The organism is Anaerocaecibacter muris, from assembly GCF_943192945.1.
Lineage (GTDB): Bacteria > Bacillota > Clostridia > Christensenellales > Pumilibacteraceae > Anaerocaecibacter > Anaerocaecibacter muris.
The window spans coordinates 247,948-262,420 of record NZ_CALPCE010000003.1 but is presented as its reverse complement, the minus strand read 5'-3'; the positions used below and the strand labels follow the sequence as shown (position 1 = coordinate 262,420).

Genomic DNA, 14,473 nt, shown 5'->3' with positions numbered 1-14,473 from the left:
TTAGGCGCGGCTAGTAACAATTTAGGGCTTTTGCCCGCATATGAGAAACCCCCGGCTTCGCCGGGGGAGTTTCATTGCGAAAAAAAGACAGCGGTCGCACTTTTATTTGTTTCATGCCGTTAATTTAATTGACAAATTCGTCGCCAAGGCTTATAATATTTTTACAGTAATTCATACTAAACTCATAGGAATTAACGATTTGAAAACGAACGCGAATAAAACCATATATGTAGATAACGCGGCGACCACCGCCATGAGCGATGCCGCTATCAACGCGGCGGTTCCGTATTTAAAGGAAGTGTACGCCAATCCGTCGTCGTTGCACACGGCGGGGCAGGTCGCAAAAGAAGCGTTGGACGACGCGCGCGCGCGCATAGCGGCGCGGCTCAACGCCGAGCCAAAGGAAATATACTTTACTTCGGGCGGGAGCGAATCCGATAATCAGGCTATTCGTTCGGCGGCGGCAAACGGCGCAAAGCGCGGTAAAAAGCATATCGTGTCCACTGCGTTCGAGCACCATGCGGTTTTGCACACGCTTAAAAAGTTGGAGCGCGAGGGGTTCGAGGTCACGTATTTGGACGTGCACGAAAACGGAATAGTCACTGCGGAACAGGTGCGGGCGGCGATACGTCCCGATACCGCGCTCGTGACCGTTATGTTTGCTAACAACGAAATAGGCACCGTTCAGCCCGTTGCCGAAATAGGCGCGGCGTGCCGCACCGCGGGCGTGGTTTTTCACACCGACGCGGTGCAGGCTGTGGGGCATGTGCCCATTGACGTAAAGGCTATGAACATCGATATGCTGTCGCTGTCGGCGCACAAGTTTCACGGCGCAAAGGGCGTGGGCGCGTTGTACGTGCGGCGGGGCGTGCCGCTAAACGCGTTTATAGAGGGCGGCGCGCAGGAACGCGGGCGCCGCGCCGGCACGGAAAACATAGCCGGCATTGCGTCCATGGCGGCGGCGCTCGACGACGCGTGCGAGCATATGGAGGAAAACGCGAAAAAGGAACGCGCGCTGTGCGATAAACTTATCCGCGAACTGTCGCGCGTGCCGCACTCCAAGCTCAACGGCGATAAGCACAACCGCTTGCCCAACATTGTCAATATGTGCTTCGAGGGTATCGAGGGCGAGGGGCTGTTGCTTTTGCTCGACGACAAGGGTATATGCGCGTCCAGCGGATCGGCTTGCACGTCGGGTTCGCTCGACCCGTCGCACGTCCTGCTTGCGCTGGGACTTCCGCACGAAGTGGCGCACGGGTCGTTGCGCATAAGCCTGTCCGAATACAACACCGAAAGCGAGATCGACGCGATAATCGAGGCGGTGCCGCAGGTGGTGGAGTATTTGCGCAACATGTCGCCCGTTTGGGAAGCTCTCGAAAAAGGCGAAAGAAAACATCTGATTTAAAATATATACAAGCGAGCGCAATTGCTTGAAATAAATAATCGTAAATCAACTTTTACAAAAGGAGTAATTATGGCGCTATACAGCGAAAAAGTTATGGATCACTTTAAAAATCCGCGCAATGTGGGAAAACTCGACGACGCCGACGGAATAGGCGAGGTGGGCAACGCGCGTTGCGGCGACATCATGAAAATATATATCAAGGTCGAGAACGACGTTATTACCGACGTTAAGTTTAATACGTTCGGTTGCGGAAGCGCGATTGCAAGTTCGTCTATGGCTACCGAAATGATAAAGGGCAAGCCCATTTCGCAGGCGTTGGAACTTACAAATAAGGCGGTTGCGGAGGCGTTGGACGGTCTGCCCGCGCACAAACTGCACTGCTCGGTGCTTGCCGAGGAAGCTATACGATCTGCTATAAAAGACTATTACGACAAAAACGGAATAGAATACGACAAGGCAATGTTCCCCGACCCGACGGGCGAGGACGAACACGCGCACGGCGACGACGAATAATAAATAAGTACAATAAAAAAACGCCCGTAAGGGGTGTCTGTTATAGGGACTTCCTTGTGGAAAAACAAATAGCCCACTAACTTTCGTGAACGAAGTGTAGTGGGCTATACTTTTTAAGTTAGGGACGCTAAATTGAAATTTATAGTTATAACCTGTTAAAAATTACTGTCCTTTCTTTCATTGATATTTTGCCGACTTCATAACCATATTCTTTTGCCTCTTTCTTATAAGTCAAAAACGAATGATTTATTTCAAACCCTAAAATGTTCTTGATTTCTTCATAAGATAATATATATTTTTCTTTATTATTATCCTCTAAATACTTCCATAACGGCTCATATTTACTCATTTTTTAACGCCTCGCAAAATTGTAATTTACCGTTCTAATCTATAATATTTGAAACCGTATTCTTCTCTGATAAACTTAAATCCAACTTTTTCAAGCACGTGTTGACTACGAGTATTTTTTATAATCGTATCAGCATTTACAGCAACCATATTCAACACTTCAAAGGCATATTGTATTGCCAACTGCTCTGCACGTGTGCCATATCCTTTACCTTTCACTGTATCATTTTGCAAATGGATGCTCAATGTACACTCCCGACTTGTTTGATTTATGTCTTTTAATTGCAACTCTCCAATCGGTTTTCCACTTTTCATTATTGCAAACAGAATGCGAGATGGATTTTGTTTTGTTTCAAAATATTTATTTACGGCGTTTTCATCATATTTGTATGCTGTAAACAAACTCATATCCATATAAATCGAAGGGTCGTTTCCCCAATCTCTGTATAACTGATGACAAAGCTCCCTTGTCATTATACGGAGAGAAATTTCGTCCATATACACCTCTAAATTACTGTTTATCGTAGTTACATTATATCAAAATAATAATAAAAAAGCAAGGGGAGCAATAATTATCTTTCCTTGCTTTTTTAACCCTATGAAATACACCGCAAAGGCGGTTTTTTATTGCGTGTTTCGGATTACAGTTCGTCGCGCCACGCCAAAACGGTTTTCGGGTCGTTCTCGGTGAACATTGCGCAACCGTACTTTACCGCGTCGATAAAGCCTTGACGCGTCGTGTCGGAGCCGGTGCACGGCGCAATTCCGCGCGACAGCAAATATTCGCAGGTACGTTTAGCTTGTTCGCCTTGCGCCCAATAGCACGCATAGTCGAGATATGCGTCGGGATTTACGCTCATGTTTTTGCCTAAAATTCCGTAAGGGTAGTAGCCGTGTATCAAAAATTTTCTGCCGTATTTTTTGCGCGTGTATTCGAGCACGTAAGCGTCGAAGCTGTTAATAATAACGCGGTCGCTTATTCCGTATTCGTCCGCCGCTTGCGCCGTTTTATCGACGGCATAGGCGACTGCGTCCGCGCCGTCTTCTTCTTTGTACACCTTTATTTCCAAATCGTACAGCAATTTTTTATGCGGCTTGCACAACTCCAAAAATTCGATAAGCGTGGGTATGCTCTGCCCGTTGCCCGCATTTAAAGTCTTTAACTGTTTAAGACTCAAATCGCGCACAAGCCCGCAACCGTCGGTCGTGCGCTTTACGTCCGCGTCGTGCATTAGCACAAGCTCGCCGTCTTTCGTTATGCGTATGTCCGTTTCTATCATGTCCACGCCGCAGTCGATTGCCGAAGCAAACGATTGTAATGTGTTTTCGGGATAGAGCGCGGGATTGCCGCGGTGTCCTGCGATTACTATGCCTTTGGGCGCGTCGAATTTCATGTTCAATTCTCCTTTTGTTCGTCTGTGACGTTTTCGATAATGTTTTGTCCGTCGGTCGTTGCGTCGGCGGTTTGCGCGACAATCGTTTCGTCGGTCGCAGTATCGTCGAGCGTTGTTTCGTCGGTCGCCGTATCTGCCGTGTCGGCGGTCGCTGTATAGTTATTTGCCGTGCCGTCGGTCGTCGTATCTGTTGCCGCGGCGTCGGCGGTTGCAACGGCGAGTTTCTTTTTGTCGGATTTGTATCTGATAAGCGAAACGATAATCGAGCCTATCGTAAGCAGTTCGCACGCGCAACCCGCATACGATTTGACAAGTAGGTTGTAAACAAACCAGCTTGTGCTTGTTATGAATATCAGCACGCGGGTGAGCGCAAAGTTGGTACTGCCGTATGCGAATGTCGAGATTACTTTGGCAGTCCCGCTCAACAGGCTTTTAAACCCCGCCCAGGTGACCGCTACAAAAACTACGAATACCGCGCCGAACGCTATGCGCGCGGGCACAGTGCTCTTTTTGCGCTTGACCAGTTCGGTAAACACTACGTTGCGCACCACGCCGATAACGTTCATTGCCATGCCCGTGTATGCGCCGAGCAAGCCGTACTGCAAGGCGAACAGCGATTCGTTGGCGGAGCGGAACAAAAGCAATCGGCTGTGCTTTTTGCACTGGAACGATATTATACTCGCTATTATTCCCAAAATCCCGATCGCTTCAATCAAAACGTCGAAAGCCGTTATACTCGAAAAAAATCCCATTGCCGCCGTCCGAAACGTCAGGCGCGCTTTGCGCATAAAAGTTATGTAAAACGCTTGCGCACTCTGCGCATATATGATACAACATTATTGACGCGTTGTAAATATTTGTTCGATATGTTTATAAACGAACATTTGCGCGCACAAAAAAGGACGGCAAATCGGTATGGTGTTAAACGATAGGCAAGCGGAAATGGCGGAGTTCATAAAGAAAAACAGTCGCGTTTCTGTCAAAAAGCTGGCGGAAAAGTTTTACGTGAGCGAAATGACGGTGCGGCGCGACCTTAAAGAAATGGAAAAACTGGGATATGTCCGGCGGTACAACGGCGGCGCGCTGGCGCGCAACGACGATCTTTTGCCCGTGGAGGATCGCAGGCTGTTGCACAACAAGGAAAAAGATATGCTGTCCAAGCGCGCGAAAAAGTATTTGCGCGACGGCATGACCGTGTTTATAGACAGTTCGTCTACGGGTTTGTATATTATCCCGTTGCTTGCCGAATACAAAAATATTACGGTCGTCACCAATTCGGTGCTGTGCCTGTTGACGGCGGCAAAATACCATATTTCGTGTATTGCGACGGGCGGGCGGTTTGTCGAGCGCGATATGTGCACGGTGGGGCGCGAGGCGGAGCGGGTGTTAAGCGGAATAAATCCCGATTTGTCCGTTTTTTCGGCGCAGGGCATTTCGGACGACGGAGTAATAAGCGACAGCGACGAGGCGCAAACCGAAGTGCGCCGCGCGGCTATGCTCAACAGTGCGACAAACCTGTTTCTGTTCGACGGAAGCAAACAACACAAAAAATTCCCGTTCACGGTGTGCCGAGCGGAAGAAGCGTCGGATATAATCGTCATTTGATTATATCCGATTTGATTTATAGCGGACTGACCGTCAATCGGTTGTCGCGGCGACATCGGCGGCGACGTCAACGTCAGTGTCGGAGTCGAGCGAAATGTCGACTGGATTTAAATAGTTGTGCTCTATGTAGAGAGCAATGGAAGAAATAATGCCGGAGGGCGACATGGTTTTGTCGGTCAAGCCGAAGTTGACTTTGACGTCCTCGCAATGGGTGTGAATCAAGTAATTGATAGCGCGATTGACGCAGTGGCGAGGAATGTCGTGCTTTTCGGCAACCAAGTCGTACAGGATATGCCAGCGTTTTGGATTGTGTAAGAGCTGAAAAGCAACGGCTTCTGAAATGTAAGTAAAGCCGTCGAGGTTGGTGGGAACGGAGCAACGCTGTAAAATAGCTTGAGCGAAGCGCGCAATTTTGACGAAGTCATTGGAATCAGTCATAGAAAAAAACTCCCGTAATCATAAGTAAATTTCCCCCTCCGTATATATAGACGTTTTAAGTCATGCATTTTGGCGATGTTTTTTGAAAATTTTTTAAATTTTTTTCGTTTTACTTTTTCCCATACTTTTTGTACGGGGTTTGACGATGTTTTAGCTTGATTACTATATAAGTAAATCTTACTCGATAGCGCGTTTGCTATAAAAATATTGATAAGACGCGAATTGTCGGTTATAATGTATAAAATAATTGTTATTTGTCGGGCGACAGCGCGGGAGGAGGATTATATTTTATGAAAAATGTTTGTAGAGAAATCTTGCGCGCGATTCACGACGGGAAACTGTTAAGTATAGAATATAAAAATAAAAATGCGGAAAATAGCGAATATAAACTCACGCCTATTGATGGGAGCAAACAGAGTATACGCGCATTTCTCGATGCGGATGATTTGGAGTTATTGGACGATTTCGATAACAACCGCGAAAGGATAAAGGATAGAATAATCGAAAACAATCCGAATATGTCGGGAGGGGTGGACGATAATCCGTATTTGATGGGTTTGAGCGTTCAAATGGACATAATAATTAAAATCAGAATTAAAACAGCCTAAATTCAATGTAAAGCAAAAGCCGAGAAACTATTGTAGACTCTCGGCTTTTTTGTGTTAGCTAAACTTGAATAGTGCCCCTCATTACTTGAAAAACGGTTGATTTTATGCTATAATTTATAAATACAAAAGGAGCGATTATGGTTGATATAAAAACTTGGATAACATCGTTTACAGAAAAAGTCGAGCAAACTTTTCCCAACCGCGTATGGTTTATAGGAATGCAAGGCAGTTACGGCAGAGGCGAAGCAACGGAAACGAGCGATATTGATGTTGTGGTTATTCTCGACGTACTGCGTATAGACGATTTGAAAGTCTATCGCGATATGCTTGATACATTGCCGAATAGAGATTTGATTTGCGGTTTTATTTCGGGTAAAAATGAACTTCTTAATTGGGAAACGAGCGACCTTTTCCAATTCTATTATGATACAACGCCAATTAAAGGCTCGCTTGATTGTTTACTTGAAAAGATAGATAAACAAACCGTAAAGCGTGCTATACGCATTGGAGCGTGCAATATATATCACGCCTGCGTTCACAATTTTGTCCACGAGAAAAGCGACGATATACTGCGCTCATTGTATAAGTCGGCTGCCTTTGTTTTGCAAGCGGTATGGTTTTACGAAACGGGTAAATATATCAAATCAAAGGCTGAATTGCAAAATGCAATCACTCCGCCGTCTGCCGTACTAACAAATGTACAAGAGTTAAAGAACGGTGCAAGCGTGAAGTTTGAGGAAATGTCGGAGTTGCTACTGAATTGGGCAAAAACGATTATTGTAGGGTACAAAGAAAGATAATTTTCAATTTAACGTAGCGAAATTAAAAAAGAATATACAAGGTATTATAAAATGAGATTTCAAACATTTGGCGACAAAAATAATAAGGCGGTTTTGCTGATTCATACTTTATTTACAAGCGCAGATTTTTTTGCGCCTATAATGCCGTTGCTTGCAAATGACTATTATGTTATCGTGCCTACGTTGTCGGGGCATTACGAAAACTCTACGTTTATATCTACTGATGACGAGATTAGACAAATCAAAGAGTTTTTGTCTGAAAATTACATTACGTCCCTTTATGCGGTTGCAGGATTTTCTTTGGGCGGAAACATTGCTTATGAGTTTTTTTGTAATAACGTAGAAATGATTGAAAAAGCAGTTATCGACAGCGCGCCGCTGTTTAATTTTCCGAAAATTGTAAAGAACCATTATCTTAAAAGTTATACTAAATGCTTAAAAAGAATTAAATCGGGCAAATATGATGCAGCCAAAGAATTAAATAAGTATTTTAACGGTATGGGAGAATACCAAAAGAATATTGCGCCAATTGTTTCGCAGGAAAGTCTAAACAGCCTTGTAGGAAGTTGTTTTGACACAAGAGTTTATAACTTACCGCAAAACGAAAAGAATAAAATTACGTTCATTTACGGCAGTAAGGATATTGCCCGTTTGTGCAAGGTTAGGTTAAAAAAGTATAATATCCGTAAGATGAAAGGTTACGGACATTGCGGATTTTATCGAGAAAATCCCGTTGAGTGGGCTAAACAATTTATTCTATAAAGTAAGATAAATCAAACGAATACAAACACAAGTAAAACTATGAATACTATATGGTCAAAATATATACAAGGCGCAAAAACATTGTATTACAGTCGCAAGTTGCGGTTTGACGACAAATTTTCAAACGAGTACAAAGAGTTATTCGGTTTAGACGAAACGAAGCAACTGAAAATTCTTGAAATAGGTTGCGGTTCGGGTGCGCTTGCAGGCTCGCTCGCACGTTGGTATCCAAACGCCGAGATAATCGCCATTGACCGCGACGGCGAATTTATACGCTTTGCAAAAGAACACGAAAAAAGCGTAACTTTTATCGAAGCCGATATTGCCGCATTACCGTTTGCAAATGAGAGTTTTGACGTTGTGATTTCAAACACCGTTTGCGAGCATATAGAACATTCCGTATTTTACAAAGAGCAACTGCGCGTATTGAAACCGAACGGCGTTTGCCTTGTGCTTTCTTCGCGTAAAGGTATAACGGTTGCGCCCGATTGCTATGCGCAAAGCGATTACGAAAAAGAGTTTTGGCAAAAAGCGGAACAATTCGATAACGCCGTTGAAAAATACGGCGTGGGTAAATATTATCTGAACGAGGCGGAACTGCCTGCCGTTATGGAACGGTACGGATTTAAGAGCGTTAAAACGGGATATGTGATAGCAAATTTAACGCCCGATAATCCCGATACTGCGCCCGAATTTGCCCGTGCGATAATCAACGCCGACAGGTATGCGGCTATCGAATCGATAGAATCGGTTGCTTATTCTATGCCCGAATGCTTTTCAAATCGAGAAATAACCGAAATGAAACGCATTGTAAATAATAAGTACGATACCCGCATCAATCAATATGACAACAACGAAAAGCAATGGGATACGACCGTATCGGTAACTATGGTATTGCGCGGAATTAAGCCGCATGTAACGGAGATTTGCAAAACAGCATCAAAAGTGATATAATGAGATTATCTATAAGAAACATCAGGAGATGAATATGAAAGATAAAGAAATGACTTTTGAAGAAAAGTTGACCGTAATGGAAAAATTCGGTCTGCAAAAAGAATGGGCGAGGTGGGAATTGAAACAGGAAAACGAATATTTTGCCGTTCTTCCCTCTTTCCGCTTTTTGAAGCCGATTAGCGACCACCTTGAATTTCATAGGGGCGGCTTTGCTGATATGATAAAAAAATATCAAGAGCAGGGCGAGCTTGACGAAAGATTTCCCGAAGTATCCGCTTTGATAAAAGAAGGCGCTTCGATAGAAAGCATAGAAAAGTTTGCGTTTGAAAGAGTGCAAGAAGCCGTCGAGTGCATTTTGTACCAACTCGGCGACCAGGAGTGCGCAGAATGCGCAGACGTGTTTGACGAGATAGATTGTTCAAAAATAAAAAAGATGCGCCTTATGGAAATCAATGACGACGGAACGCCGACAGGTCGGCGCGCCGTTGAGCTTCACGGAAAAATTCCGTTTTCCGATATGGAAGATTGACCGTGTTGAATTAATATGCGCTATATGCCACAATAAAAAATTCGGAGAATAATATTATGGATTGTATCGAAGTATTCAGACAAGCTGAAAAAGAAATTGCGGAAAGCGGAAAACTCAGTCTGACCGCACGGCGAAAAATTTGGCAGACTATGGGTTCACTCGAACCGCGCAAACGCGATTCGTTAAAGCCGCGTTCATTGACGGAACCGCTTAAAAAGCGTGCGTACCTTGCGCTTGCATGTGCGCAAAAAGTAATGCCTATGTGGTGTTCTGTCTACCCCGACAACAATAGTCCGCAAAATTTAATTGAAAAGAGCCTTGCTTACTTAGACGGCAAAATTAAGGTTAAAGAATTGCGGGCAGAACGGAAACAATCCACTATTGACGCTTTTATGAACGCTGTCGATTCGCGGGGTAGTGTCGGTTCCGCCGCTGTCGCCGCTTGGGATGCAATGGTCGTGGCTTTGGAAGACGAGTCATATTTAGAGCCGTGGGACAGCGACTTGACGGATGATGATATAGACGCATACGAAAGAGATGCGGCAAAAGAAGCGTGTGTTGCGTATACTTACACCGACGGCGACGACGGTAAATGCGTTATACGTGAAATGGAATTTTGGGTATGGTATTTGGAAGAAGCCGCAAAAATTGCGGGCTTGAAAAACTACATTTTTTCTGAAAAATATATAAAGGAGTAAACACAATAAATAAAGGAAAACAACAATATGTCTGAACACAGTTTAATAATTGCACTTAAATTCGGCGAAAAATTGAAAGAATTCGATGATATATCCCAAGCCGAAAAATATTTTATTTCATACAAAGCCGAATTACTTAAAACGAAAAACAAGGAGAGCTGCAAGATTGGATAAAGTGAAAACCATTATTCAAATGGTTAGGGGATTTCTTCCATCACCAGGAACAATGTTAGGGGAATTTACATTTTTATCCCCAGATGCACTCTGGGGCGGAACACTGGACAAGAAACCGGATGGTCTCTCTTTTGCTGTCGTGGCGGAAGACCGGTGGCCGGACGGCGGAATGTTTTTGATGGTGTTGGAGAATGGACGTGTTTATGTTGGCGATCTGGATGGGTATTGTCTGGTCGTTTATTGTGCTGCGAGTTTCCCACAATTTATGATGATTATGGAATCATACCAGGAAGCCGTTGAAACGACACCTTACCCCGAGAAAGCCGATTGGGAGGAATCCAAAGAGCACCGCGAAAGGGCAGAACAGGTTTTGCGGCAACAGATTTTGGAGGAGGAATTTGAGAAATGTCGTGAAAATGCAGAACATGTTTTGCGGCAAGTGGTTATGGACATTGACCCTACCGCGCTTGCGGATTTAGATGGGTTTTGGAGCCCCATAATCGAGGAATTCGGTGCTGGGATGTAGTAAATTTGTTTTTGGATGGGACAGAATTTCTTAATATGATGTCAAAAACGTAAATTCGGAAAAAGTTATGAATAAAACGCAGTTGGAAAATTTGATTGAAAGAATGAATACCCCGCCTGAACCCGAAATCAGGGTTAGTAGGGAAATGGAGTCTTGGAAAGCAAAGCGTGAAGCGGAAAAATTAAGCGATACCGCTTTGTTGCCTATATTGGAGCAGATTATCGACGAACACCGTGGCGAAAGCGACGGGGAACGTGAAGTGCGTAGATCCGCACGGTTTATATATGCAAAAATATTAAGTAATAATTTTGACGAAAAAGGTTTTTTGTTTTTATTGAACGAACTTTTTACCGAAACCGATTATTGGACTATCGGCAGTATATTAACAAGTATTTGGTTTTTGGATATTCCGCAGGATACAAAGCTATCGCCGCTTTTGAACTTTGCCGAAACTGCGAACCGCGAAAATTTGCGAATGATTCTCAATATTTTAATCGAATATAAGAAAAAAGGGAATAAAGACGCGATTTCCGCTTATCCCGAAATTTACAAAAAAGTTCTCAATAAGTCCGTACCGCTGAAACAAGCCGTCATAGATATTTTACAAAACCGCGGCATTAAATCAAAGGCGGATTTGGATAAACAAACAGATGAAGATGGCGCGGCTTTGTACGAAGATTTGAAAGCCGGCGTATTGGAAGAATATAATATTACTTATAAAAAGTTGGTTTCTTTGTTAAATAAATTGGTCAAATAAGGAGCGTAAAATGGAAACATATGAAATAACGCTTGACGGCAAACAGTATGAACTGTTAAAAAGTATGCTCAACTGCGACAGAAGGGCGGACTTAATAAGAAAAATACCAATCAACGGAAAAGAGTTGTTTTATGATATGATTCACGAAATATATTCGCCTGTAACAGACGGATGGAGTACGCGTGAAATCGTGTTGAACGAATCTGCCGATGCGCTAAACCTGTTGCGATTTATGACGAAACAGATATTTCCGAACGATGAAAACTATTTTGTGCGGCAAATAGGAAGAAAATGGGCGAATTTTCGTTTTGAAAAAGATTGCACAATTATAATATATAAAAACTGAACAAGTCTTATAAATTTCAATTTGTATAAAGAGGAATATATAAAATGCAACCTAACGATATACTTAAATACTGTCTTGATAATCTACCCGATACGGTTTTAGTAAGCAGTTGGGGCGAGCGTGGAATTTTCTATAATCCGAACAATACGCTAAAACGCGGAATTTATGTTTTGACCGTCAAAGAGAAAGACGGTGACAATGATAAGAGTTCGGATTTGAACAGAGAAAAAATTTACCGCGTTAATATAGGTATTCGCAAAAACACTTTTATAAATATGTTTGGCTCTGTTCCTGCTCGTCCGCCCAAAGGTGGTATTGTAGATATGCCGTATGACTTTGCGAAAACCGATAAAATATTGCCACACCCCGTTTACGCTTGGATGAGTTGGGTATGTGCGCTCAACCCGTCCGATACAACCTTTGAAAGATTAAAGCCGTTAATTCAAGAGGCTTATGAGTACGCAAAGGAAAAATATTCTAAAAGGAAGTAAGATAAATTTCAATTTATCTTTCTAATAAAGTTTAGCAAAAACACTCGAATAAAATGTTCGAGTGCTTTTTTTATAATCTGAAAGCGTATCAATAAAATATTAGTTTTTTCAATTCCCTACGTGAAGTTCCCTTTAAACGGTGCGTTTTTTAAAAAGTTTCTTTATATAAATATGGTTTGTATTAAAGTTTGTCGCGCAATCTCGCCGTGACCTCGATTTCGATTTTGGCGTTTTTAGGCAAAGCCGCGACCTGTACGCAACTGCGCGCGGGGTAGGGCTTTTCAAAATATTCGCCGTATATCGCATTTACGGTTGCAAAATCGTTAAGGTCGGTCAAGTACACCGTCGTCTTTACGACGTCGTTCATATCCGCGCCCGCCGCCGCGAGAACGGCGTGCACGTTGTTCAATGCGCGGTGCGTTTGCTCCGTTATATCCGTACTTTCTATATTGCCCGTTGCGGGATTTATTGGGATTTGCCCCGAGCAGTACAGCGTTTTGCCGACGGCAATCGCCTGTGAGTACGGACCTATCGCTTGGGGCGCGTTTTCGGTCGCTATTTCGGTTTTGCGCATAATGTTCTCCCTTTATTTATATATAGTTTAACCGAGCATGTTTTTGACTGCTTCAAGTCTGCGCAACGCTTCGGTTTTTCCGAACAGCCGCACCATTTCCGCGCCGCCGCCGGGGGTCGCCGCCGCGCCCGTCACCGCTATTCTGTATATCCACAGCACTTGACCTTTTTTAAGAGCCTTGCGCTCGGCAAGCGCGTCGAGCGCGGCATTTAGGTCGTCGGCGTTTGTACAAGCGATACAATCGTCTATCAGCTCGCGCGCCATGTCGATAGTGGTCTTCCATTTTTTATTGACAAACAGTTCTTTGTCGAAGTTGTCGAACGCGTCCAAGAACGCAGCGCGGTCTTTTATGTCGGACAGGGTTTCGACGCGCGATTGCAACAGTTCCGATAGATACGCATAGTCTATGTTTCTGTTCGGATAGTATTCGTTGTAGAACGGCGTCGCCGCGGCGTGGAACTGTGCGGCGGGCATTTCTTTTATATACAGCGAATTGAGCCAGCGCATTTTTACTTCGTCGAAAATCGAGGACGATTTTTGCAAGCCCTCTATCGAAAATTTTTCGACAAGCTCGTTCATGGACATTTTTTCGTTGTTGTCCTTGGGATTCCAGCCGAGGAGCGCTATATAATTGACGATCGTGTGCGGTAAAAAGCCCTTGCGCAAAAAGTCCTCGAAGCCCGCGTCGCCGTCGCGCTTGCTCAATTTGTGTTGGCTGTCGCGCATTATCGGTTGCAAGTGAATATACACGGGGCGTTCCCAGCCCAACGCGTCGTACAACAGGTTGTATTTGGGGGTGGACATCAAATATTCCACGCCGCGAATACAGTGGGTTATGCCCATCAGATGATCGTCGATTACGTTTGCAAAGTTGTAAGTCGGCATGCCGTCGGACTTGATAAGAATATTGTCCTCGAGGTCTTTGAAATCGACCGTGACGTCGCCGAACACTTCGTCGTGATAGGTGGAAGTTCCGCTCTCGGGAATATTTTGACGAATAACGTAAGGCTCGCCGCGCGCAATGCGTTCTTGCACTTCCGCTTTGGACAAATGCAAACAGCTCTTGTCGTACTTGGTCGCGCCTTTTTCGTGCATTTCGGCAAGCCGTTCTTTCGTGCAAAAACAGCAATACGCGTCGCCGCTGTCGAGCAGTTTTTGCGCGTACTTCAAATATATGTCTTTGCGTTGCGACTGCACATACGGACCGTATTCGCCGCCGACGATAGGACCTTCGTCGTAATGAATACCCGCCTTGTCGAGCGCGGAAATTATAATATCGACCGCGCCCTCGACTTCGCGGGTTTGGTCGGTGTCCTCTATGCGGAGTATGAATTTCCCGTCGTGCTTTTTGGCGAAAAGATAGGCGTAGAGCGCGGTGCGCAACCCGCCGATATGAAGATACCCCGTCGGGCTGGGCGCAAAACGTGTGCGTACCATGTGTCAGTTCTCCTTTTTGTCGTATCGCGTTGACGGCGCGCTTGACAACGCTTGTCCCGTCATGATATAATTTTAATGCTTTTCAGCGCAAAACGCAAGCGAATAAGGAAGTTA

20 protein-coding genes are annotated in these 14,473 nt (G+C 44.4%); 13 read left to right on the top strand and 7 right to left on the bottom strand.

Going from position 1 to position 14,473, the window contains the following annotated elements; genetic code table 11:
• Window positions 1-199: 199 nt before the first annotated feature.
• Both nifS and nifU read left to right on the top strand, forming a co-directional pair.
• Window positions 200-1,405: a cysteine desulfurase NifS gene (nifS, locus tag NFR57_RS04315; RefSeq protein WP_275557174.1), complete on the top strand. Its 1,206-nt coding sequence runs from the start codon at window positions 200-202 to the stop codon at window positions 1,403-1,405.
• Between the two features lie 69 nt (window positions 1,406-1,474).
• On the top strand, window positions 1,475-1,918 hold the full coding sequence (nifU, locus tag NFR57_RS04310; RefSeq protein WP_251182605.1) for a Fe-S cluster assembly scaffold protein NifU: 444 nt from the start codon (window positions 1,475-1,477) through the stop codon (window positions 1,916-1,918).
• Between the two features lie 145 nt (window positions 1,919-2,063).
• On the opposite strand, the gene NFR57_RS04305 is transcribed toward nifU, so the two are convergent.
• The 4 genes from NFR57_RS04305 to NFR57_RS04290 all read right to left on the bottom strand — a co-directional run bounded on the left by NFR57_RS04305 (window position 2,064) and on the right by NFR57_RS04290 (window position 4,448).
• Entirely contained in the window at window positions 2,064-2,267 is a 204-nt protein-coding gene (locus tag NFR57_RS04305) for a hypothetical protein (RefSeq protein WP_251182604.1), read from the bottom strand.
• Window positions 2,268-2,293: 26 nt separating this feature from the next.
• Window positions 2,294-2,764 (bottom strand): GNAT family N-acetyltransferase, encoded by a 471-nt coding sequence (locus tag NFR57_RS04300; protein ID WP_251182603.1) that lies wholly within the window; start codon window positions 2,762-2,764, stop codon window positions 2,294-2,296.
• A gap of 143 nt (window positions 2,765-2,907) precedes the next feature.
• Entirely contained in the window at window positions 2,908-3,660 is a 753-nt protein-coding gene (locus NFR57_RS04295) for a glycerophosphodiester phosphodiesterase (protein WP_251182602.1), read from the bottom strand.
• A gap of 2 nt (window positions 3,661-3,662) precedes the next feature.
• Window positions 3,663-4,448, bottom strand: a complete 786-nt coding sequence (locus NFR57_RS04290) for a YgjV family protein (RefSeq protein ID WP_251182601.1) — start codon at window positions 4,446-4,448, stop codon at window positions 3,663-3,665.
• 127 nt (window positions 4,449-4,575) lie between these two features.
• Here NFR57_RS04290 and NFR57_RS04285 point away from each other — a divergent pair, with 127 nt between their 5' ends.
• On the top strand, window positions 4,576-5,265 hold the full coding sequence (locus NFR57_RS04285) for a DeoR/GlpR family DNA-binding transcription regulator (RefSeq protein WP_251182600.1): 690 nt from the start codon (window positions 4,576-4,578) through the stop codon (window positions 5,263-5,265).
• A 33-nt stretch (window positions 5,266-5,298) separates the two neighbouring features.
• Here NFR57_RS04285 and NFR57_RS04280 read toward each other — a convergent pair whose 3' ends face one another.
• The gene (locus NFR57_RS04280) at window positions 5,299-5,703 is read right to left on the bottom strand and encodes a sporulation initiation factor Spo0A C-terminal domain-containing protein (RefSeq protein WP_251182599.1); all 405 of its coding nucleotides are present in this window, start codon (window positions 5,701-5,703) and stop codon (window positions 5,299-5,301) included.
• A gap of 290 nt (window positions 5,704-5,993) precedes the next feature.
• On the opposite strand from NFR57_RS04280, the gene NFR57_RS04275 reads away from it, so the two are divergent.
• From NFR57_RS04275 to NFR57_RS04230, 10 genes are all read left to right on the top strand, one after another.
• The gene (locus NFR57_RS04275) at window positions 5,994-6,311 is read left to right on the top strand and encodes a hypothetical protein (protein WP_251182598.1); all 318 of its coding nucleotides are present in this window, start codon (window positions 5,994-5,996) and stop codon (window positions 6,309-6,311) included.
• 137 nt (window positions 6,312-6,448) lie between these two features.
• Window positions 6,449-7,111, top strand: coding sequence for a nucleotidyltransferase domain-containing protein (locus NFR57_RS04270; RefSeq protein ID WP_251182597.1), 663 nt, complete (start codon window positions 6,449-6,451; stop codon window positions 7,109-7,111).
• 51 nt (window positions 7,112-7,162) lie between these two features.
• The gene (locus NFR57_RS04265; RefSeq protein ID WP_251182596.1) at window positions 7,163-7,873 is read left to right on the top strand and encodes an alpha/beta fold hydrolase; all 711 of its coding nucleotides are present in this window, start codon (window positions 7,163-7,165) and stop codon (window positions 7,871-7,873) included.
• Between the two features lie 39 nt (window positions 7,874-7,912).
• Entirely contained in the window at window positions 7,913-8,827 is a 915-nt protein-coding gene (locus NFR57_RS04260; protein ID WP_251182595.1) for a class I SAM-dependent methyltransferase, read from the top strand.
• 34 nt (window positions 8,828-8,861) lie between these two features.
• Window positions 8,862-9,356 (top strand): hypothetical protein, encoded by a 495-nt coding sequence (locus tag NFR57_RS04255; protein ID WP_251182594.1) that lies wholly within the window; start codon window positions 8,862-8,864, stop codon window positions 9,354-9,356.
• 56 nt (window positions 9,357-9,412) lie between these two features.
• Window positions 9,413-10,054, top strand: coding sequence for an Imm5 family immunity protein (locus tag NFR57_RS04250; RefSeq protein WP_251182593.1), 642 nt, complete (start codon window positions 9,413-9,415; stop codon window positions 10,052-10,054).
• Window positions 10,055-10,220: 166 nt separating this feature from the next.
• Window positions 10,221-10,754 carry a hypothetical protein gene (locus NFR57_RS04245; RefSeq protein WP_251182592.1) on the top strand — a complete coding sequence of 178 codons (534 nt, stop codon included), beginning with the start codon at window positions 10,221-10,223 and terminating at the stop codon, window positions 10,752-10,754.
• A gap of 67 nt (window positions 10,755-10,821) precedes the next feature.
• Complete coding sequence (locus NFR57_RS04240; RefSeq protein WP_251182591.1) at window positions 10,822-11,511, top strand: hypothetical protein; 690 nt, start codon at window positions 10,822-10,824, stop codon at window positions 11,509-11,511.
• 10 nt (window positions 11,512-11,521) lie between these two features.
• The gene (locus NFR57_RS04235; RefSeq protein ID WP_251182590.1) at window positions 11,522-11,857 is read left to right on the top strand and encodes a hypothetical protein; all 336 of its coding nucleotides are present in this window, start codon (window positions 11,522-11,524) and stop codon (window positions 11,855-11,857) included.
• Between the two features lie 44 nt (window positions 11,858-11,901).
• The gene (locus NFR57_RS04230) at window positions 11,902-12,348 is read left to right on the top strand and encodes a DUF6194 family protein (RefSeq protein ID WP_251182589.1); all 447 of its coding nucleotides are present in this window, start codon (window positions 11,902-11,904) and stop codon (window positions 12,346-12,348) included.
• Between the two features lie 181 nt (window positions 12,349-12,529).
• On the opposite strand, the gene NFR57_RS04225 is transcribed toward NFR57_RS04230, so the two are convergent.
• Complete coding sequence (locus NFR57_RS04225) at window positions 12,530-12,922, bottom strand: RidA family protein (protein ID WP_251182588.1); 393 nt, start codon at window positions 12,920-12,922, stop codon at window positions 12,530-12,532.
• A gap of 27 nt (window positions 12,923-12,949) precedes the next feature.
• Window positions 12,950-14,359 (bottom strand): glutamate--tRNA ligase, encoded by a 1,410-nt coding sequence (gene gltX, locus NFR57_RS04220; RefSeq protein WP_251182587.1) that lies wholly within the window; start codon window positions 14,357-14,359, stop codon window positions 12,950-12,952.
• Window positions 14,360-14,473: the final 114 nt, after the last annotated feature.